Annotated in this window: 22 protein-coding genes; 15 read left to right on the forward strand and 7 right to left on the reverse strand. The window is 38.2% G+C overall.

Annotated features, from left to right (window positions below; translation table 11 throughout):
* Nucleotides 1–753: 753 nt before the first annotated feature.
* Both IGL30_RS01725 and IGL30_RS01730 read right to left on the reverse strand, forming a co-directional pair.
* Complete coding sequence (locus IGL30_RS01725; RefSeq protein WP_088745414.1) at nt 754–1,425, reverse strand: ClpXP adapter SpxH family protein; 672 nt, start codon at nt 1,423–1,425, stop codon at nt 754–756.
* 117 nt (nt 1,426–1,542) lie between these two features.
* Nucleotides 1,543–2,118, reverse strand: a complete 576-nt coding sequence (locus IGL30_RS01730; RefSeq protein ID WP_025480558.1) for a CYTH domain-containing protein — start codon at nt 2,116–2,118, stop codon at nt 1,543–1,545.
* A gap of 130 nt (nt 2,119–2,248) precedes the next feature.
* Here IGL30_RS01730 and IGL30_RS01735 point away from each other — a divergent pair, with 130 nt between their 5' ends.
* The 4 genes from IGL30_RS01735 to mgtE are packed head-to-tail and all read left to right on the forward strand — an operon-like array spanning nt 2,249 to nt 6,005.
* Nucleotides 2,249–2,950: a GTP pyrophosphokinase gene (locus IGL30_RS01735; protein WP_010720170.1), complete on the forward strand. Its 702-nt coding sequence runs from the start codon at nt 2,249–2,251 to the stop codon at nt 2,948–2,950.
* On the forward strand, nt 2,928–3,725 hold the full coding sequence (locus IGL30_RS01740) for an NAD kinase (RefSeq protein ID WP_123875097.1): 798 nt from the start codon (nt 2,928–2,930) through the stop codon (nt 3,723–3,725). The genes IGL30_RS01735 and IGL30_RS01740 overlap by 23 nt, the downstream gene beginning before the upstream one ends.
* Nucleotide 3,726: 1 nt before the next feature.
* Nucleotides 3,727–4,626, forward strand: a complete 900-nt coding sequence (locus IGL30_RS01745) for an RluA family pseudouridine synthase (RefSeq protein ID WP_010720168.1) — start codon at nt 3,727–3,729, stop codon at nt 4,624–4,626.
* A gap of 17 nt (nt 4,627–4,643) precedes the next feature.
* Nucleotides 4,644–6,005, forward strand: a complete 1,362-nt coding sequence (mgtE, locus tag IGL30_RS01750) for a magnesium transporter (RefSeq protein WP_010720167.1) — start codon at nt 4,644–4,646, stop codon at nt 6,003–6,005.
* Nucleotides 6,006–6,109: 104 nt separating this feature from the next.
* Here the strand turns inward: mgtE and IGL30_RS01755 are convergent, their stop codons facing one another.
* Nucleotides 6,110–6,748, reverse strand: coding sequence for a copper homeostasis protein CutC (locus tag IGL30_RS01755; RefSeq protein WP_088745413.1), 639 nt, complete (start codon nt 6,746–6,748; stop codon nt 6,110–6,112).
* A gap of 140 nt (nt 6,749–6,888) precedes the next feature.
* On the opposite strand from IGL30_RS01755, the gene IGL30_RS01760 reads away from it, so the two are divergent.
* The 4 genes from IGL30_RS01760 to recD2 all read left to right on the forward strand — a co-directional run bounded on the left by IGL30_RS01760 (nt 6,889) and on the right by recD2 (nt 12,026).
* Complete coding sequence (locus IGL30_RS01760) at nt 6,889–7,746, forward strand: methyltransferase domain-containing protein (RefSeq protein ID WP_088745412.1); 858 nt, start codon at nt 6,889–6,891, stop codon at nt 7,744–7,746.
* A gap of 221 nt (nt 7,747–7,967) precedes the next feature.
* Nucleotides 7,968–8,471 (forward strand): tRNA (uridine(34)/cytosine(34)/5-carboxymethylaminomethyluridine(34)-2'-O)-methyltransferase TrmL, encoded by a 504-nt coding sequence (trmL, locus tag IGL30_RS01765; RefSeq protein ID WP_010720164.1) that lies wholly within the window; start codon nt 7,968–7,970, stop codon nt 8,469–8,471.
* 263 nt (nt 8,472–8,734) lie between these two features.
* Nucleotides 8,735–9,391: a histidine phosphatase family protein gene (locus IGL30_RS01770; RefSeq protein ID WP_010738514.1), complete on the forward strand. Its 657-nt coding sequence runs from the start codon at nt 8,735–8,737 to the stop codon at nt 9,389–9,391.
* A 19-nt stretch (nt 9,392–9,410) separates the two neighbouring features.
* Nucleotides 9,411–12,026: an SF1B family DNA helicase RecD2 gene (gene recD2 / locus IGL30_RS01775; protein ID WP_088745411.1), complete on the forward strand. Its 2,616-nt coding sequence runs from the start codon at nt 9,411–9,413 to the stop codon at nt 12,024–12,026.
* A 426-nt stretch (nt 12,027–12,452) separates the two neighbouring features.
* On the opposite strand, the gene IGL30_RS01780 is transcribed toward recD2, so the two are convergent.
* Entirely contained in the window at nt 12,453–13,430 is a 978-nt protein-coding gene (locus IGL30_RS01780; protein WP_123875096.1) for a diacylglycerol/lipid kinase family protein, read from the reverse strand.
* A gap of 426 nt (nt 13,431–13,856) precedes the next feature.
* On the opposite strand from IGL30_RS01780, the gene IGL30_RS01785 reads away from it, so the two are divergent.
* A complete protein-coding gene (locus IGL30_RS01785; RefSeq protein WP_010720160.1) occupies nt 13,857–14,360 on the forward strand; it encodes a QueT transporter family protein in 504 nt (167 codons plus the stop codon).
* A gap of 466 nt (nt 14,361–14,826) precedes the next feature.
* Here IGL30_RS01785 and cbpA read toward each other — a convergent pair whose 3' ends face one another.
* Nucleotides 14,827–15,468: a cyclic di-AMP binding protein CbpA gene (gene cbpA, locus IGL30_RS01790; protein WP_010738510.1), complete on the reverse strand. Its 642-nt coding sequence runs from the start codon at nt 15,466–15,468 to the stop codon at nt 14,827–14,829.
* A 160-nt stretch (nt 15,469–15,628) separates the two neighbouring features.
* Between cbpA and rpmG the strand changes: the two genes are divergently transcribed.
* The 4 genes from rpmG (at nt 15,629) to IGL30_RS01810 (ending at nt 17,743) form a co-directional block, all read left to right on the forward strand.
* Nucleotides 15,629–15,781 (forward strand): 50S ribosomal protein L33, encoded by a 153-nt coding sequence (gene rpmG / locus IGL30_RS01795; RefSeq protein WP_002294578.1) that lies wholly within the window; start codon nt 15,629–15,631, stop codon nt 15,779–15,781.
* 18 nt (nt 15,782–15,799) lie between these two features.
* On the forward strand, nt 15,800–15,970 hold the full coding sequence (gene secE / locus IGL30_RS01800; RefSeq protein WP_010720158.1) for a preprotein translocase subunit SecE: 171 nt from the start codon (nt 15,800–15,802) through the stop codon (nt 15,968–15,970).
* 99 nt (nt 15,971–16,069) lie between these two features.
* Nucleotides 16,070–16,615, forward strand: coding sequence for a transcription termination/antitermination protein NusG (gene nusG, locus IGL30_RS01805; RefSeq protein ID WP_010720157.1), 546 nt, complete (start codon nt 16,070–16,072; stop codon nt 16,613–16,615).
* 243 nt (nt 16,616–16,858) lie between these two features.
* Nucleotides 16,859–17,743, forward strand: coding sequence for an alpha/beta fold hydrolase (locus tag IGL30_RS01810; RefSeq protein WP_088745409.1), 885 nt, complete (start codon nt 16,859–16,861; stop codon nt 17,741–17,743).
* A gap of 252 nt (nt 17,744–17,995) precedes the next feature.
* Here IGL30_RS01810 and sdaAA read toward each other — a convergent pair whose 3' ends face one another.
* Both sdaAA and sdaAB read right to left on the reverse strand, forming a co-directional pair.
* Nucleotides 17,996–18,862 carry an L-serine ammonia-lyase, iron-sulfur-dependent, subunit alpha gene (gene sdaAA / locus IGL30_RS01815; protein ID WP_010738508.1) on the reverse strand — a complete coding sequence of 289 codons (867 nt, stop codon included), beginning with the start codon at nt 18,860–18,862 and terminating at the stop codon, nt 17,996–17,998.
* Nucleotides 18,863–18,875: 13 nt separating this feature from the next.
* On the reverse strand, nt 18,876–19,544 hold the full coding sequence (gene sdaAB / locus IGL30_RS01820; RefSeq protein ID WP_010720152.1) for an L-serine ammonia-lyase, iron-sulfur-dependent subunit beta: 669 nt from the start codon (nt 19,542–19,544) through the stop codon (nt 18,876–18,878).
* A 538-nt stretch (nt 19,545–20,082) separates the two neighbouring features.
* Here sdaAB and rplK point away from each other — a divergent pair.
* Nucleotides 20,083–20,505 carry a 50S ribosomal protein L11 gene (rplK, locus tag IGL30_RS01825; protein ID WP_010720151.1) on the forward strand — a complete coding sequence of 141 codons (423 nt, stop codon included), beginning with the start codon at nt 20,083–20,085 and terminating at the stop codon, nt 20,503–20,505.
* A gap of 103 nt (nt 20,506–20,608) precedes the next feature.
* Entirely contained in the window at nt 20,609–21,298 is a 690-nt protein-coding gene (rplA, locus tag IGL30_RS01830; protein ID WP_088745408.1) for a 50S ribosomal protein L1, read from the forward strand.
* The last annotated feature ends 22 nt before the right edge of the window (nt 21,299–21,320 follow it).

Raw genomic sequence — 21,320 nt, forward strand, 5'->3', positions numbered from 1 at the left:
AATTTTCCGAAGATGTTGCTTTTGTCTCACCGTGAACAAAAGGTCGTGAAAAGAGTGACTTGACCTGAGCGCTCACCAAGTAAAAACTGCGACGAGTAATCGCAGGAGCATTAAGGATGGAAATCTCGAAACAGCTTCCCATATTTTGAGATTTTTTGACTTATCGCCGAAGGTCAGCTCTTTGAACACCGTGAATCAGAGGTCGTGAAAACATCGGGTAGCTCTGATGACAATAAGAAAGAATTTTTTGAAACAGCTCCTCATGTTTTGAAAAATTCAGGCTTATTTCAAGGAGCTGATGTTTGAACACCGTTTAGCAAGAGGCTGCGAAAGAAGCGTTCAGCTCCGAGCGAATAAGAGAGGATTTTTTAAAATAGCTCCTCATATTTTAGAAAATCATCGCTTATTGTTGAGGAGTTGCTTCTTGAACACCGTTTATTCGTTTTTAGAGATACTAGTAGAGACTGAGACAAGTTTTGTCCCAGTCTCATTAAAAAAAGCAGTCGTATCGGTCGAAAATGGCATCAGCTATTTTCTGAAGGATGCGATTGCTTTTTGTCGTTTTTCGAAAAACTCTTTCTTATTTCTTGATGCTACACACTTTTATCTCAACCTCAGACGATGTGCTATTAGTCCATGTTGGTAAAGATTCCCATATTTTTCTACAAGCACCAAATAACCGTTTTTCGAATACTTAGTGATCTAAGTACTTGAAAAACGGTTAGTTAGTGAAACGAATGGTTCTTGACATCATTAGTTAGAGAGTAAATATAAATGGCTACTTCCTGGTTGTAAGCGAGAATCATTTGTATGTAAATGTTCACCATCAAAAATTTGATAAGAATCATTTTTAGTCTTACAAAGTTCTTTTATTTTTCGGACTGTATTTGTGCCTTCAATTAAGACACCAAAGTCTTGTTCACAGGAGTAGTTATACACTACAGCAGAAGGATGTTTGGTGATGCCCATTTCTCGAGCAATTTTTTGATCAGAGAAAAAAACTTCTTTAACAAACTCGGATTGACGATCTTCTTTGAACATCTCGATATCGCCGCCGACTTCTGCAAAAAGTGATTCAGCAAGTTCTGGAGAATACGGTACTTTATTACAACCTACAGCTTCTTGCATTTTGATCAAAAATTGACGTCCTTTTTTCTTACCTTGAAACTGTGCCGCTTTACAGTCTAACGCAGCAGAATAGGTAGTTGAAAATAAGTGGTTACGCGTAACGAGGTCGTTTTGAGAAATTCCGTTACGTTGCATGACATCCCCAATTGTCTGCAAATTAACTAAAGGCAGTAAACGAAATTGCATCTTTTCTTTGGATGTTTTTCCGTACTCTTCTTCAATAAATTGTAATAACTGTTGTTCTAGTGTAAAACAATGTTTCCCCAAAGGATTAACAAATAAATAAATTTCGATCATATGAATCTCCCCCAAAATAGATTCTATACAACTCGTGAATTCTTTTATTCACAACGTATAACTTAACAGAAAAACGATAAAAAATGAACTCAAGTGCCTTGTGAAAATGATAGAACTTTAATTTTTCGCTGCTAGCATCCGTTGAATTTTATTTTTAGCTGGTCGATAAGGGAAAGAATGTCTTTCCAAAAACGCTAAAAAGGCAGATTTACCAAGAGTAGCATCAGATACTTCTAACTCCAGTTCAAAATCATGTAATTGTTCTCCAAAACTTTCATCAATCGCTAAAAGACCTTCCTCAATGTGAAATTCCGCACGTTTGGTAGTAATGTCTCCAATTTTACCCAATTCATCCGAAGGAACAGCCAATTCTAACAATTTTTGAAAAACAGCACCCTGACGTGGTAATTGACGTTGCTCAATGAAAGAGAGTGCTTCCTCTTTGCTTAAAGTATCAGTGGTTTCAAGTTTTCCTTCTTTTGCAGGTGTTTTTAGTGTATATTCTGCCCGATCTTCAAGTAATCGGATGCGTAATCCACAATTTTTTTGTGCTAGCTGTCCATCTGGTGTATCAAAATAGATATTCGTTTGAACCGTAAAATCTTCTGGTTTTAGTTGATAATACTGGATCAATTGACTATATTCTTGTTGCGTCAGCATGGACTTGTATTCAATTTCTAACATTTCAGACATAATGATCGCCCCTTTCATTCATTCTGCCTAATTTTTCCTTTTTGGTCAATACAAAAAGCCGAGAGGTACAAAAAAACTTCATTTATATGTTAAAATAGAAAAGAATGTTAACGAAGTAGAGGGATCAGCGATGGAACGAGATTGGGAAGAGTTTTTAGCACCGTATGAACAAACAGTATCAGAATTAAAAGTAAAGTTACGCGGGATCCGTAAGCAATTCAGAGAACAAAACCGACATGTTCCGATTGAGTTTGTTACTGGACGAGTCAAACCAGTCGATAGCATTGTGACAAAATCACAGCTGCGTCATATTCCGATGAGCCGTTTAGAAGAAGAAATGTCTGATATTGCTGGATTACGAATCATGTGTCAGTTTGTAGAAGATATCCACCAAGTAGTAGATATCATTCGTAAAAGAAAAGATATGAAAGTGATTCAAGAAAGAGATTATATTACAAATAAAAAAGCCAGTGGGTATCGTTCGTATCATTTAGTGATTGAGTATCCTGTTCAGTTGATCAGTGGCGAAAAGAAAATTTTAGCTGAAATTCAAATCCGGACGTTAGCTATGAACTTTTGGGCGACAATCGAACACTCATTGAACTATAAATATCAAGGCGTGTTTCCTGAAGAAATGAGTGAAAGACTCCAACGTGCGGCAGAAGCGGCTTATCAATTGGACGAAGAAATGTCCAATATTCGGGAAGAAATCCAAGAAGCTCAACGTCTATTTTCCCATGGAAGAGGAAAACGAGATGACGTTTACTATCGTACCGTATTAAATCGAGAGAAAAAAGAGGAGGTCACGGATGAAAGTAGCGATCGTTCATAACCAAGAAGCGAAAACAATTGAAGTTACCGAACGATTGAAAGCTCTTTTGACACAATCGGCTATTCAAATCGACGGACAACGCCCCGATTTAGTGATTTCCGTAGGTGGCGATGGGACGTTATTGTCCGCTTTTCACAAGTATAGCCATCTATTAAATGAAGTTCGTTTTTTAGGGGTCCATACAGGGCACTTAGGTTTTTATACGGATTGGCGTGACTATGAATTGGAAAAATTAGTCAATAGCTTACAGACCAATCAAGAACAAAGTGTAAGTTATCCTTTGCTCGATATAAAGATCAGTTATTTAGATGATAAGCCGGCAAAACATTTCTTGGCTTTGAATGAATCCACGATTAAACGATCAAATCGGACGATGGTTGCCGATGTATATATCAAAAATGAATTGTTTGAAAGTTTCAGAGGGGACGGATTGGCTGTGTCTACGCCAACAGGTTCAACCGCTTATAATAAAAGTATCGGCGGGGCAGTTATTCATCCGAGTATCAATGCCTTTCAGTTAACTGAAATTGCTTCATTAAATAATCGAGTCTTTCGTACACTCGGTTCGCCTATGGTCATCGCACAAGACGAATGGCTGGAAATCAAATTAGAAAATACAGAGGATTATCTTGTTACAGTCGACCAATTGGATATTAAGGAATCGAATATTCGTTCCATCTATTATCGCATTGCAAAAGAGCGAATTCATTTTGCTTCTTATCGCCATATGCATTTTTGGCATCGTGTAAAAGATTCCTTTATTGGTGAGGGATAACATGGAATTTGTGTGGACGTATGAAAAAAATCATCCGCAGCAGATAAAATATTTTTTAAAAGAAAAAGGAATTTCTAAAGGTTTGTTAGCGAAAATCAAATTTCAAGGTGGCGAGATCAAAGTAAATGGTCAAACTGAAAATGTCTTGTTTTCTCTATCGTACAATGATAAGGTAACGATTGTCATTCCGGCAGAAGGCGAACATGAAACGGTGCTTTTAGATGAAACACCGATCGAGATCGTTTACGAAGATGAACATCTTTTAGTTGTGAATAAACCAGCTGGCGTCTCTTCGATTCCAGCACAATATCATCCAAACTATACGATGGCTAATCGAGTAAAAGCTTATTACAAACGACAAGGTTACGAAAATCAAGTCATTCATGTGGTGACAAGACTAGATCGGGATACTTCTGGGTTGATGTTGTTTGCCAAACATGGCTTTGCTCATGCAAAGTTAGATGTACAGCTTCGAGAAAAACGATTTGTGAAGAAATACCAAGCACTTGTGAGTGGCGAAATAACTAAATTGGCACCCCACGGCTGGATTGACCTTCCAATTGCGAGAGACCAATCTTCTTTACTGAAACGGATGGTTTCGACAGCTGGGCGAAGCGCACAAACCGAATATTGGTTAACGAAAAACACCGCAGAGGTTGCTTTGGTAGATATCCAACTGCATACGGGGAGAACCCATCAAATCAGAGTTCATTTTTCAGAAATTGGCTGTGCGCTATTAGGAGATGAAATGTATGGTGGGCGTATGGATCTTGGAATAGCAAGACAAGCTTTACATTGTTACGACCTGCGTTTTGATCATCCTTTTACACAGGAACGATTGGAATTTAAACAGCCTTTGGCTAAAGATATGGCGACTGTTCTCCAGCATTTTGAAAGTTAGGGTGAGGTGAGATAGAGTTGGATGAAAATCAAGAACTAGAGGAACGATTTGCCCAGTTACTACAGGATTTAAGAGAAAATAACCTACAGGAATTTAGAAACAGTTTCCTGGAAATGCATATTTACGAGCAGGGGCAATTCTATCAATCTCTGAACGAAGAGGATCGTCAACTGATCTATTCCTACTTATCTCCTAAAGAATTGGCAGATATGTTTGATGTGATTGAAGAAGACAATGAATATATGAAAGAGTATTTAGCTGAAATGCGTCCGAGTTATGCTGCAGAAATGCTTTCAGAGATGTATACCGATAATGCGGTAGATTTGCTAAATACCTTAGATAAAAAACAAGTCGCTAAATATTTAAGTTTAATGACTACTGACGATGCTAGTGAAATCAAAGAGTTATTACACTATGAAGATGAAACAGCTGGCGCGATCATGACGACAGAATTTGTTTCGATCGTGGCGAATCAAACGGTTCGTTCTGCGATGTATGTCTTAAAAAACGAAGCAGATGTAGCTGAAACCATTTACTATATCTATGTCGTCAATCAAGAAGAACAATTGGTTGGAGTTATTTCATTGCGGGATTTGATCGTTAATGATGATGATGCAATGATCTCTGATTTGATGAGCGAACGTGTGTTATCCGTCCATGTGGGAGATGACCAAGAAGATGTCGCGCAAACCTTTCGTGATTATGACTTTCTAGCATTACCCGTAACAGATTACGATGACCATCTACTGGGGATCGTAACAGTTGATGATATTATTGATGTTATTGATGATGAGGCTGCAAGTGATTATTCTGGTTTGGCAGGGGTCAATGTTGAGGAAATCAATGAAAATCCCGTGAAGTCAGCTGCTAGACGTCTTCCTTGGTTGATCACCTTATTATTTTTAGGGATGTCTACGGCTTCGTTGATCAGCCATTACGAAGAACTGGTGAGTGAAGCAAGTATTTTAGCCGTCTTCATTTCGTTGATCACCGGAACTGCGGGGAATGCTGGCACCCAATCATTGGCGGTTGCAGTTCGCCGTTTGGCTGTTTCTGACGACAAAGATGCTGGTTTTGTCCGTTTGATTCTAGCTGAAGTACTCACAGGACTTGTGACAGGGGCAATCACTGGCTTGACGATCTTTTTGATTGTAGGAATTTGGAAGCATAACTTTATTTTAGGCTTTGTAATTGGGATTGCCATGTTATTTGCGATTACTGTAGCCAACTTGGCAGGAAGCTTGATTCCGATGTTGATGGATCGCTTAGGGTTTGATCCTGCCGTGGCTAGTGGTCCTTTTATTACCACCTTGAGTGATTTGACTAGTGTCTTGATCTATTTCAACATCGCTTCATTGTTTATGGGGTATTTTATGTAGCCATTCCTTTTGAGATGGTGCAACAAGTCTGTGATAAAAATAAAAAACGTAAGGAGCAAAGTAATCAACTTGCTTCTTACGTTTTTATTATTACTAGAAAAAATTTAGTCGAATGAAACGATCTTTGTTCCATGAACTTCATTCACGCCTAGTTCTTTGGCAACATGTTCTGCATTTTTGTAATCGACCTTGCCACCAGGTAAGATGATCAGACGTCCGTCAGCATAAGCAATCAATTTTTTTAAATGGTCAAAATTGGCTTCAATTGGTGCGTTCGCATCTCCACCATGAGTTAAAATACGGTCTACACCGTGTTCAACCAGCCAATCAATTGCTTCAAATTGCCGTTCTTGCGGGATACAATCAAAAGCCATGTGGAACGTGATTTGTAGACCTTCTGAGGTTTCGATCAATAATTCCATTGCCTCTTCATCAATCCAATTTGAAGGAGTCAAACAGCCTATAACTACGCCATCTGTACCTAATTTCTTTGCTTCGATTAAATCAGTATGCATGATCTTTAATTCAATATCATTGTAGACAAAATCGCCACCTCGTGGTCGGATAATTGTCATTACAGGTACTTCTTTTTCATTGGCATAGCTTAAAACTTCTTCGATCACTCCGGTGCTAGGTGTGGTTCCGCCAGCAGCTAAGTTATCGCATAATTCGATCCGGTTCGCTCCCTTAGCAATTGCTAGAGGGATGGAAGTATAATTTTCTGCACAAAATTCTTTGATCATTTGCCTGCTCCTTTATCATTCGCCTTCTTCTTCTAAAATTGTACCATATTTTTTGTAGTTGCTAAAGTTTTCTTCTAACGGTAAGATGAAAAGGGAATAAAGCAATATTCAACGATTAAAACAAGAAATGAGCAAAAAAAATGTTAAAAAAAATTGATCAAGGTCGCCAATTTTTAAAGGGAAATCAACAGTTGTTCCGATGCCCACTTTGCCATGCTGGAGTAGCAGTCACTGAGAACGGTTTGGTTTGTCATCAGAACCATCGCTTCGACTTATCCAAAAAAGGCACGCTTTACTTTTTATCTCATGGGGTAAAAACGGAATATGATCAGAGTATGTTTGATCCCAGACGTAGAATGATCCAAGCAGGGATGTATCAGCCTGTCATCGACTTGTTAGCACAACAAGTATCGCAGGGATCAGAGGTTTTAGATGTTGGCTGTGGCGAAGGAAGCTTTTTAAATGAATTAGCACGACTGCAACCATTGAAAAAGGCCGTAGGTTTTGATCTTTCTAAAGAAGGTGTTTATGCGGCTACTGCTCAGCCGGTCGAGGCGTTTTGGTGTGTAGCAGATTTAACCAATCTTCCTTTTGAAGACCAAACATTTACTACGATTCTAAATATTTTTTCGCCTTCTCACTATAAAGAATTTCAACGTGTGCTAACCGATGATGGGGAAGTCTTGAAAATCGTTCCGCAACAAGATTATTTAAAAGAATTACGCCAAGCGTTTTATCCAGACCAGCCTGAGAAACAACAGTATTCAAATGAACGAGTGGTGGCTAAGTTTGCGGAGTCCCTAGAATTGACTGAACGTCGGCGTGTTACTTACGAATTTGATATCCCAGAAAAAAATCGGCAAGATTTGTTAGCGATGTCTCCGCTCGAATGGCAAGTCAATCAAGACGTCAAAGAGCGTGTGTACCAGAATCCTTTGAAAAAGATTACAATTGACGTAGAATTATTAAAAGGAAATAAGAGAAAACGATTGCAATGAAATTATTCATTTCTAAAGGTTGCAAAAAGAGTTTGTTGATGATATAGTAACGACAAGTTGTTTTTTCATTGGTTTTTATCAGGTTCCTGTTCTGATAAAAGTTAGTGAGAAGAGCTTCACTAACGTAACGACTCGCAGTGACTGACACCGAGTTGATACGTTTTTTTTTATGCCAAAATCACTACTAGTTAGTTAACATATAGATGAGAGGATGGATCTTAATGAACCATATCGTTTTATTTGAACCATTGATTCCAGCAAATACTGGAAACATTGCCCGAACTTGTGCAGCAACCAATACGCCCTTGCACTTGATTGAACCGTTAGGATTTTCAACAGATGATAAACATCTAAAACGTGCAGGATTGGATTATTGGAACGATGTCAATATTACCTATCATCAAAATTTAGATGCTTTTATGGCTTATTTAGGGGAACGTAAACTTCATTTGGTATCGAAGTTTGCCCATAAAGTATATAGTGACGAAAATTTCGCTGATGGAGAAGACCATTTCTTTTTATTCGGCAAGGAAACAACAGGATTACCTGAAGAATTTATGCGTGAAAATGAAGAAAAATGTTTAAGAATCCCAATGAATGACGAACATGTCCGTTCATTGAATCTCTCAAATACGGCTGCAATGATCGTCTATGAAGCATTGCGCCAACAAGGATTTCCTAATTTAGAGTTAACGCACCATTATGAAAATGATAAACTAGACTAGAGGTCATCTTTCAAGTGCTCTGATTTAAGCATTAAGGAGAAACAAAGAAAAACAGCTTTTCATGTTTTACTTGGTTTGGACTTAATGCACAGAATCAACTTGGAAAATACCGTTTATCAAGAGGTCATTTTCAAAGTATTCTGATTCAATACGAATAATCACAAGGACTTTTTATTGAAGGAGTTCTTTGTTTTTAAGGAACAAATTTTATAAAATAGTAGCATCATCTTTGTCTAAATGAGCCTATAAGGAGTCCGATATAAATGGAATTATATTTTACCCGACATGGAAAAACACAATGGAATCTCGAACGCCGTTTTCAAGGAAGCCAAGGCGACTCACCACTTTTACCTGAAAGCTATGAGGAAATCAAAGCATTTGGTAAAAAAGTGAAGTATGTACCATTTAAAGCAATCTATTCAAGTACCGCTAAGCGTGCCCGTGACACAGCCGAAGGGATCAACCAAGAATTAGCGCATCCAGTCGAAATTATTTATACTGATAAATTAAGAGAATTGGGTTTAGGAGAATTAGAAGGTCAATCAATTGATGAAATGTACGAACGATATCCGGAAAACCTTCCCAATCTACGTAACCACTTAGATCGTTATGATCCGACACCTTTTAAAGGAGAAGCGATCGAATGTGCCATTACTCGTATTGAAACAGTTGTGGCTGATGCCGTTGCTTTACATGATGGACCGATCTTGTTTGTTGGGCATGGGGCATCATTAACTGCGGCGATCCAATGGTTGACAGGAAAAAAACTGAGTCAACTAAGAGAAATGGGTGGCTTATATAATAGTAGTTTGACGATTTTAGAAACAGGAGAACCCAACAATCTGTTGCCTTATGAACTAAAAGTTTGGAACGAAATTGACTTTTTAGGAAAAGAGACAAAACCAGAACCATTACTCTAATTGGAAAGGAGGCGGCAAGATGCAGCCAGAAGAAATGCCTTATTTTGTTGGTACAGTTGCCGCAATCTTTTTTCAAAATCCAAGTAATTTTTATAAAGTACTGTTGGTTCGGCTCACTGAAACAACAGCTGACTATCGTGAAAAAGAAATTGTGGTCACTGGAAGCTTTGGTGAGATCCAAGAAAATGAGCTTTATCGTTTTTACGGCGAATTAGTCGATCATCCTAAATATGGGCGACAGTTAAAGGTTGAACGCTATGAGCAGGAGAAACCAACAACAGTCAACGGGATCGTGGGTTATCTATCCAGTGAAAAATTTCCTGGGATTGGCAAGAAAACAGCTGAGAAGATCGTGGAGCAACTAGGTGAAGAAGCGATTGAAAAAATCATCGAAGAGCCGTCCGTATTAGAACAAATCGCAGGCTTGAATCAGGCCAAAAGAGATATGATCGTTGAGACGATTCGTTTGAACCATGGGATGGATCAAGTGATCATGGGCTTGAATCGTTATGGCTTTGGTAGTCAGTTAGCTTTTAGTATCTATCAAGCATATAAAAATGAAGCTTTAGATATCATCCAGGAAAATCCCTATCAGTTAGTCGAAGATGTGGAAGGGATCGGCTTTAAAAGAGCAGATAATCTTGCAGAACAATTAGGGATCGCGGCTGATTCACCAAGACGGATTCGAGCTGCAGTTTTACATCAGATTTTTCAACATGCTGTTCAAACTGGCGATACATATGTACCAGCTGAAACGCTTCTTCATCAAACAATCAAAATTTTGGAAACCAGTCGACCAATTGAGATCCAACCTGATCAAGTGGCGACGGTCATTATTCAACTTGTGGAAGAAGGTAAGATCCAACAAGAAGAAACCAATCTCTATGAAAATAGTCTGTATTTCTCAGAATGGGGGATCGGTAACTCGATTCAACGGTTACTTAGTCGAAAAAAAGAAATCAACTATGACGAAAAAGAAGTGCAGAAAAACATTCGGCGAATTGAAAAAATATTTGGTATCCAATATGGAGAATCGCAAGAAAAAGCAATTTCGGAAGCAATCCGATCACCTTTATTTATTTTAACTGGGGGTCCCGGCACAGGGAAAACAACAGTTATCAATGGGATCGTCAATTTGTTTGCGGAATTAAATGGCTTAGAATTAGATCCAAACAAATATACCCAAGAAATTTTTCCGATCCTACTGGCTGCACCAACTGGTCGAGCAGCCAAACGAATGAACGAGACGACAGGATTACCTGCCAGTACGATCCATCGACTACTAGGTTTGAATGGTCGAGAAAAATCTCCTTCAGTAAGTACGAAAGAATTAGAAGGTGGGTTGTTGATCATCGATGAAATGTCGATGGTCGATACATGGCTAGCTAATACGCTATTTAAAGCCATCCCTACCAACATGCAAGTGATTTTAGTAGGAGATAAAGATCAATTACCATCTGTCGGACCGGGACAAGTCTTGCATGATTTATTAGGAATTGACCAAATCCCGAAAGTGGAATTGAATCAAATTTATCGGCAGGGAGACGGATCAAGTATTATCCCCCTTGCTCATGAAATCAAAGAAGGTCATTTACCAAGTGATTTTTTGCAAAATCAAAAAGATCGTTCTTTCTTTCGAAGCGATGCCTATAGTATCGAACCTTTAATCGCAAAGATTGTTGAAAAAGCCAAAAATAAAGGCTTCACTGCACAAGATATCCAAGTCTTGGCGCCAATGTACCGTGGACCAGCTGGTATTGATGCGTTAAACAAAATGATGCAGTCGATTTTTAACCCTGGAGGTGCGGGGCGGAAAGAAGTCCACTGGAATGAGACTGTTTATCGAATCGGTGATAAAGTATTACAATTAGTGAACACACCTGAACTCAATGTGTTTAATGGTGATATGGGTGAGATCACGGGGATCGTATTAGCGAAAGATTCAGAAGATAAAGTGGATGAATTAGTGATTCAATTTGATGCGAATGAAGTGACTTACAAACGCAATGAATGGAATAAAATCACCCTTTCTTATTGTTGCTCGATCCATAAATCTCAAGGAAGCGAATTTAAGATGGTCATTTTACCGATGGTTCATCAGTACCAACGGATGTTGCAACGGAATCTTCTCTACACGGCTGTCACAAGAAGTAAAGAACTATTGATTCTACTAGGGGAAGAACAAGCGTACGTTACTTGCGTTGCGAATGAATCGGCTAGTCGAATGACGACATTGAAGAAACGGATCGAAGAAAATGACAGTATGAGTCTTGTTACACGGACGAAGCTTGTCGCTTATGAAGATTCCCTCGTAGGTAATGATCCTTTTGAAGAAGGAAATTATACCAAGGCAGGAGAAACTGCTCATCCCGTAAAAACAGAGACAACTCAACAAGCCGCTCAAGAAAATGTCGTAGATTCAACGGAGGGAAATGTTGGCGATGATCTCTTTACTTTATCAGTAGAACAAGACACAACCGAAACGGCTGTCGAATCAAAAGTGATGGAAGAAGCACCAACAGAGCAACTACCAAAAACATATATTTTAACAACCGAAGCGATTGAAAAACAGTGGATTGATCCAATGATTGGGATGGAGCAAGAGGCTGTGAAAGAAGCGTTTAGCTCCGAATAAGTGAGGATTTTTTTTAATAGCTCCTCATATTTTAGAAAATCATCGCTTATTGTTGAGGAGTTGCTTTTTGAACGCCGTTTAGCAAGAGGTCGTGAAAACATCGGGTAGCTCTGATGACAATAAGAAAGAATTTTTTGAAACAGCTTCTCATGTTTTGAAAAATTCAGGCTTATTTCAAGGAGCTGATGTTTGAACACCGTTTATCCGTTTTTAGAGATAGGTAGAAGAGCCTGAGGCAAGTTTTGGCTCAGGCTCACTTGAATCGCTCCTAATGAGAATGTTACTTATTTTTTAAGAGCCAAGAGATAGATAAAGACCGCAAAAGTTAGCCCAACAAGTCTGACTTTTGCGGTCTCTTCAATATCTCCAGCTCTTTTTATGGAGTTATCTTACCCATGGAAGAAAATTTATATAAAATAGGCAAAATCAATGTGACACGTTACACCAAAACAGTTGCTTTTTGGTAGCTAATTGCAAATCAAAAGGTTGTTTTTGGCTATCTTCACCATCTTCTTGACCATACTGAGGAACAGTTGATAGTATGCGCAATTTGCTAGTAGTAAAATGATGGAAATTTTTTGATTTCATTTGCTTTTTCTGTAGTAATAAGAAGATGATTCCCAAGATTTTGAATAAATTCACTCGTTCAACAACAACTAGATCGATCGTTGGTTTGGCAATTTCTGCTGTCGGCGCAATCGCTACACCGCCACCAAAATAAGGATGGTTCGTTGCAGTACATAAAAAAGCTTTGTCAAAACTGATTTGTTTTCCGCCAATGTCCACTAAGATTGGAAACCCTTTTTGCCAAAAAAAGACACGTAGGATAGAGAACAGGTAAGCGAAAGAACCTAAATTATATTTATTTAATTTTGTTTTTGAAGTAGAGTGGTTTGTAGCATGGACGATTGCCGCATCTAAGCCAATGCCAAAATTGTTTACTACTACACCTTGTTTGTCACTCACTTTTTCCTCGTAAGTTAAGAGGTTGATTTCTTGAGGTTTGTTCGTCTTTAGGATATTTTCTAATGCTTTCTCGGCATTTCTAGGTAACCCAATCCCTCGAGCAAAATCATTGCCAGAGCCTGCGGGAATATAGGCTACTGGAAATGCCACATCTAGTTGATAAAAGGTATTTAACACTTGATGCAGTGTGCCATCACCACCGATGATCACGAGTAGGGAAAATTCAGACTCGCTTTCTTGTGGTTCGTCTGTCCATTCAACTAATATTTCTTTCGCTAACTCTTCGGCAATTTTAGCATCATGCCCTGGATACTCACTGTATTGGATCGAATAGTGAAGCTTTTTTTCGGCAAATAGCGGAATCATTTTTTCTGCTACTTTTTTACCAGCACCACTTCCAGCAGCTGGATTGATCAATAAGTAATAATGGAAATTCATTTTTACCTCCTGCATCTGATTCAGAAGATGAGTAAATCTCACTCATTCCACTCATTCATTAAAATAGAAAAAATGATCAAACTATTTTTTGCTTAGTCATTTAGTGAACAAGCAACTGAAACTTCTATCGTTAATTTTACATGGTTTGTGTCTTAGCGATACTAAGAAAACAAACATTATTTTTTATCCTTGGCTATTATAGCAGAGAAGAGGAATTTTGAAAAAGCACCGTGCATAAATAAGAGGTAAAGTTCACCCTGATTTGAATAAATAGCATGGAAGCAAAAGACTTATATTTAGATAACGTTTTTTGTAGGAGCAGTTTCAAATCGCGGGGATATCTGCTATAATGAATCCTTGCTTATGACAGCTGCGGTTCATCAACCATCCCGCATTAAAAAAACTAGGAGAAATGAGGAATATTTTATGCAAAAAACGGTGGAACGCCAACGATTGATGGTCGTTGTAGTAAATGGAATTATTATGGCTTTGTATTTGGCACTTACGATTTTAGTGGCACCAGTCTCTTCTGGACCTATTCAATTTCGTATTTCTGAAAGCTTGAATCACTTAGTAGTCTTCAACCGGAAATTACTTTGGGGCGTGTTAGGTGGCGTCATTGTCTATAACGCATTTTTTGGTTTTGGTATATTAGATGTGGTCTATGGTGGGGGACAAACCTTGATTTCATTGGGGTTGACTGCTTTGCTACAAAATAAAGTAAAGAATGTCAAAATAAGATTAGCATTAAATACGCTTTTCTTTACAATTAGTATGGGATTGATTGCGTACATGTTGGTACCAACTGGTGGACAAGCATTTTGGACAACTTATGGTACGCTAGCTTTGAGTGAGTTCATCATTATGGCTATTTCTGCACCATTGATGTATTACTTGGATCGTTCCCTAGACTTTGAAAAAAGAGTATAGCGATCAATAGGTAGATAGAGGAAAACCTGTTAATCAGTTAAAATATATTTATAAAAAGGGATAACAGTAGTTAAAAGAAATTCATCTTTAGCTACTGTTTTTATTTACGCAAAATTAGAGGTTGTGAAAGAAGCGTTTAGCTCCGAGCGAATAAGAGAGGATTTTTTAAAATAGCTCCTCATATTTTAGAAAATCATCGCTTATTGTTGAGGAGTTGCTTCTTGAACACCGTGAATCAGAGGTCGTGAAAACATCGGGTAGCTCTGATGACAATAAGAAAGAATTTTTTGAAACAGCTTCTCATGTTTTGAAAAATTCAGGCTTATTTCAAGGAGCTGATGTTTGAACACCGTTTATTCGTTTTTAGAGATACTAGAAGAGACTGAGACAAGTTTTGTCCCAGTCTCTAATCTTAGTATGTTTTTTTCTATCGTAAAGTCGTAAAGTTGACTGATCCTTTACACATTTATTCAGGGTTTTGTAAATTTTCGATTTCGATCACTTTGTAATTTTTCTTTTCAAGATGGTTCACGATCGTGTCGCAAACTTTTTGATCTGTATGTGCAGGTAACGTGATCAGTGTACGACGGATGTATTCTTCTTTTTCAATATCTAAAGTGATGCAACTTGCGATACTACTATGTTTTGCGATAATTTTAGCGATCGTAGCTAAATCTCCTTGTTTTCCAGTAGAAGCAATCGTTAAAACATAGCTGCCTTGTTCTACGCTCCAAGATTGTGAAAGCATGTTTAGCAATGTACTGTGGGTCAAAATACCGTAGAAATGATTGTCATTGTCAAGAACAGCAATATAAGGCAACTCTTTGATCGTAAAAAATATTTTAAAGAATGAAGTATCTAAATAAATGAATTTTGTTGCATTTTTCAAGAGGTGGGTGACGGGTAAAGTCATATCTCCACCATTCGCTTTGTGACGATAAATGTGCATTTTGTAAATATTTCCACGGAAAATATTTCCTGAAGCATCTAAAATTGGCACACAACGATAACCAGAGGATTCTAGAATCGCTAAGGCTTCTTCCAAGGTACTAGTTTCTGTGACAGTTGTTAAATCTTTTTTCTTATATACGAGTGTTTTTAGTAGCATAAAGTTACCTCCATATATCTCATTTTTACTTAATTTCAAATTAATCATATCATAATTAATTATAAAACAATAGGTTATTCAATCTCGAATTGACAGAAAATCTTTTCCATGATACTGTAAATGAGTATAATTTTGATTTTCAGTGAGGAGGTAGGAGCGGATGGCAAAGAAGAAAGCAGCATTAGCTTGTTCCGTTTGTGGTTCTAGAAACTATACCAAATCGGTTAGTGAAGGAAAAAGTGGCGAACGTTTGGAAATCAATAAATTTTGTAAATATTGTAATCAATACACATTACATAAAGAAACAAAATAGAGGACAGGAGGGCCCGCAATGAAATTCATTAAAAGTGTAAAAGATGAAATGAAACAAGTGACTTGGCCTAGTGGCAAACAATTACGCAAAGACACACTAGTTGTCATTGAAACATCAATTATCTTTGGTGTGATGTTTTTCGTAATGGACACAGCGATCCAAAGCTTATTTGCTTACTTACTAAAATAAGTCGCTAGTAAAAGCAAGGATATCGTGCTATAATCAACGTGAAGAAAAACTTCGGGAAACTGGGGTTTTTTTATTTTACAACGAAATGAGGAGCCTTTAATGGAATCTTTTGAAAAAAATTGGTATGTACTACATACATACTCTGGTTATGAAAACAAAGTAAAAGCAAATATCGAATCACGTGCGCAAAGTATGAAAATGGCTGACTTTATTTTTCGTGTAGTTGTTCCTGAAGAAACTGAGAAAGAAGTAAAGAACGGAAAAGAAAAAGAAATCGTTCATAAAACATTTCCTGGTTATGTCTTAGTAGAAATGATTATGACAGATGCTTCTTGGTATGTTGTACGTAATACACCTGGTGTAACAGGATTTGTAGGGTCACATGGTGCAGGTAGTAAGCCAGCTCCATTATTGCCAGAAGAAGTAAGTCACATCTTACGTTCAATCGGTATGAGTCTTCGTCAAACAGATCTAGAGATCGAAGTTGGCGAAGTAATCAAGATCATCGAAGGTGCTTTTGCAGGCTTAGAAGGTCAAGTAACTGAAGTAGATGAAGAAAAAGAAAAACTAAAAGTTAATATTGATATGTTTGGTCGTGAAACAAGTACTGAACTTGATTTTGAACAAGTAGATAAAATCGACTAAGTATTCAACTATCTGAGGATGGATTTTTAAATAGAAATCCATGCGACGATCAGATAGCATCACGACTAAAAGATTGAAACCGAGATTTGCAAAAATTGTTTAACCTATTTTTGCAATATTTCGGTTTATTTTTTCAAGTCGTTCACGAATAACCACTAATATAGGTTGGGAATTTGAGCCGATTTGTCAGTGGAAAATTGAGAATGCTAGTCAGAGAATCGATCAAATTAGAAAGGAGAAACAATGAAAAATTGGAGAAAGTCTGGAATCGTCGGCTTTTTATTGATGGTCAGTGTTCTTTTTATAAGTGGCTGTCAGACAAAAGAAACAAGTCAGTCGTCTGAAGCTGCTAAAACAGTTGAAACAACGCAAGCAACGAAAGAAAAGGAAACGCAATCGACTACCCCTACTTTGTTTTTCCATGGATATAGTGGGACAGTTAATTCATTCAAAGGAATGATCCAGCGCCTGGAATCATCAGAGAGTGGGAAAAAAGAATTAACATTGACGGTTGATGTCAATGGCAATGTACAGGCAGAAGGAGAACTTTCAAAAGAAGCAGATAATCCAATGATCCAAGTTCTATTTGTAGATAATAAAAATAATGAATGGAACCAAACAGAATGGATCAAAGACTGCTTAAGTTATTTGCAACAGACGTATGGAATCAATCAAGTGAATCTGGTAGGGCATTCGATGGGGGGCGTCAGTGGTCTTCGGTATTTAGCTACTTATGGACAAGATCAAACGTTGCCTAAAGTGGATAAATTCGTGGCAATTGCCGCACCATTCAATGACTTTGAAGAAAATAATGGGCAAAGTATCAGCGATGAATTAGCTAATGGTCCAGCGATAGCTTCTAGTCGTTATCAAGACTACCAACGACTTATTGGCAATGTGCCAACTACTACACAAATCCTGCTGATTGCAGGACAAGTGAGTGAGACGGATTTAAGTGATGGGACGGTGCCATTAAGCAGCGCTTTAGCAGTGTATGCGTTATTGAAGCAACATGGAAATCAAGTGGAAGAAAAAGTGATCACAGGGGAGAACGTAACGCATAGTATGCTTCATGAGAATAAAGAAGTTGATGCCCTCACGCGCCAGTTTCTTTGGAACATGAAGTAGAGGGCATTAAAAAGTGTTTCATTCTGAGAAGAGATTAAGAAAAAGAAGGACGAAAATCGAAGATGAACGATTCAGAGCATCAATCAGTGTGAGATACGACGTAAAGGTGCAGCTAAGATGAAAATAGAGACTGGGACAAAAATTGTCTCAGTCTCTTCTACATATCTCTAAAAGCGAATAAACACTTTTGTCTCAACCTCTAAAATATAGTTGTATTCATGGGGAGTAAAGGATCATAAACCCAAGTAATGGTTATCGATTCAATATATCTTCAGTCAAACGCTTTGCTGTTGGTGTCACCGCCAAGCCACCTTCAGCTGTTTCTTTAAAGATGGCTGGCATTTGACGACCTACTTGATACATCGCTGCGACGACTTCATCTGGTGGGATGACACTTTCGATTCCTGCTAATGCCATATCTGCCGAAATGAACGCCTGAGAAGAGCCAAGGGCGTTTCTTTTAACACAAGGGACTTCAACAAGGCCTGCGACAGGATCACAAATCAGACCCATCATGTTTTTCAGCGTAATTGCGATAGCTTGGGCTGCTTGATGGGGCGTACCATTTTTTGCACAGACAAGAGCGGCAGCGGCCATTGCACTTGCTGAACCTACTTCTGCTTGGCATCCGCCTTCTGCACCACTGATGGAGGCGTTATTGGCAATGACTAATCCAAAGGCGCCAGCGGTAAAAAGAAACTCAATCTGTTGTTCGTGGGTCAACGACAATCGGTCACGGACAGCCATGAGGACGCCGGGTACAACACCAGCGCTTCCCGCTGTAGGTGTGGCACAAATCAATCCCATTTTTGCATTTACTTCGTTGACAGCGATAGCGTTGCGGACTGCTGACAAAATGGTTTCACCACTTAAAAAGTCGGCTTCTTTTAAGTAACGAGCTAGTTTTTGGGCATCGCCGCCAGTGATTCCAGTCACAGACGTTACACCTTCGTTTCCTTCAGCGATGGATTGTTCCATGACACTGAGGTTTTTTTCCATGATTGCAATGATTTGTTCTCGTGGACGACCACTCATATCCATTTCAACAGCAATCATTAATTCTGCGACACTAGGATAATTTTCTGCTTGGCGAACCAACTCTTCAATAGAGAAAAACATCTTTCTTCCTCCTTTAATCAAAATAATTAACGCTGTCGATCTTCGGTAATTGCGTTAGTTTACTTATAGTGTCATCTACTTGTGGATCATCTACTTCGATAATCATAATGGCATTTTCACCCTTTGATTCTCGTGTAACAGTCATTGTACCGATATTTGTATTTGTTTCTGAAAGGATATTCGTTACTTTAGCAATCATCCCAGGTACATCTTGATGAACGATGATAAAGGTCGGTGTTCCCATGCTTAATGAGATTTTGAAGCCGTTTAATTCCGAGATTTGGATATTTCCGCCACCAATCGAGATACCAGTGACTGAAAGTTTCCGTTTTCCTTTTTTCAACAATAGTTTAACGGAGTTAGGATGCTCTGCTTTTTCACCCTTAGGCACAAAGAGAACTTCCATTCCTGCTTCATAAGCTAACTGCAGTGAATCTGCCAGACGCTCATCATCTGGTTCCATGCCTAACAAACCACCAACTAAGGCGATGTCTGTTCCGTGTCCCCGATAGGTTTTTGCAAATGATTCATAAAGATAGATATCTACAGAATCTGGTTGTTCCCCAAAAATACTACGGACGATTTTGCCGATTCGAGCAGCTCCAGCAGTGTGAGAGCTGCTTGGACCGATCATGACTGGACCAATAATGTCAAAAACACTACGATATCTTAATTCTTTCATTTTTCCACCTCTTTAAAATAGATAAACACCCCAGCAAAAGTAAGTGAACTGTGTATAGCTCACTTACTCGTTTCCTCATCATTTTTGAACCATAAACTACATTAGTTAAATTAGATAAATATTTCACAAGCGTGCATTAATCTAGGAAACACATCAATGATAGCTATGAAAATATATCGAACAATATTTTTATATTTTTAAATAGAAGAAAGCAGAAATTTCTAAATTACTAATGAGTGAGCGGTAGTGATACCTTATGTATTTTCGCTTGTTTTCTTTTCAGCGTAAGTGTATCACAAAAGAAGGAAGATGAGGTGGACTTCCTGTTGATTTTTAGTTTTTTTTAGAGGTTCAAGCAATAAATTAAACATTTATCAGAAAAAAATCTTGAAAAATAGAATATATTTGCTATAATGTATCAGTGTGCATTGTCATATGCATTATTTTGACTGATAATCGAAGGATTATGAGTGAAAACGTGGGAGGAGAAATATGCATCTCCAATTAACCACATCACGGACTTAAGGAGGTATGTCTCGTGGCAAAGAAAGTAGAAAAAATCGTTAAATTGCAAATTCCTGCAGGTAAAGCAACTCCAGCTCCACCAGTAGGTCCTGCACTAGGTCAAGCGGGTATCAATATCATGGGATTCACTAAAGAATTCAACGCTCGTACAGCTGATCAAGCAGGTTTAATCATTCCGGTTGTTATTTCTGTATACGAAGACCGTTCATTCACATTCGTTACAAAAACACCACCAGCTGCAGTATTATTGAAAAAAGCTGCAAAAATCGATAAAGGTTCAGGCGAACCAAACAAAACTAAAGTTGCTAAAGTTTCTAGCGATCAAGTAAAAGAAATCGCTGAATTAAAAATGGAAGACCTAAACGCAGCTGACATCGAAGCAGCTATGCGCATGGTTGAAGGAACTGCACGAAGCATGGGGATCACTGTAGAATAATCGCTACACCCTAAGAAAGTAGCTTCTCAGTTGGCTCTGTATTGAAAGATATAGAACACGTGGGAGGTACAACCGTTATAACCACAATCAAGGAGGAACCAAAATGGCTAAAAAGAGCAAAAAAATGCAAGACGCATTAAAAAAAGTTGATTCAAGTAAAGTTTATCCTGTTGCCGAGGCTGTAGCTTTAGCAAAAGAAACAAACATTGCAAAATTTGACGCGACTGTTGAAGTTGCATACCGTTTGAACGTAGACCCTAAAAAAGCAGACCAACAAATTCGTGGTGCTGTAGTATTACCAAACGGAACTGGTAAAACACAAACTGTTTTAGTTTTTGCTAAAGGAGACAAAGCAAAAGAAGCTGAAGCAGCTGGTGCAGATTTCGTTGGTGACGACGACATGGTTCAAAAAATCCAAAACGGATGGTTTGACTTTGACGTAGTTGTTGCTACACCTGATATGATGGCAACTGTTGGTCGTCTAGGACGTGTTTTAGGACCTAAAGGCTTAATGCCAAACCCTAAAACAGGTACTGTAACAATGGACGTAGCAAAAGCTGTTAACGAAGTAAAAGCTGGTAAAGTTACTTACCGCGTAGACAAAGCTGGAAACATCCATGTACCAATCGGTAAAGTATCATTCGACAATGAAAAATTAGTTGAAAACTTTGCAACAATCCATGATGTATTAGTGAAAGCTAAACCATCAGCAGCTAAAGGTCAATACATGAAAAATATCACAGTTACAACAACATTTGGACCTGGTATCCATGTAGACCAAGCTTCTTTCTAATTCTTGAATTAGAACGTTGATT

It is taken from the genome of Enterococcus sp. DIV1089c (assembly GCF_050530965.1).
Taxonomy (GTDB): domain Bacteria; phylum Bacillota; class Bacilli; order Lactobacillales; family Enterococcaceae; genus Enterococcus_B; species Enterococcus_B hirae.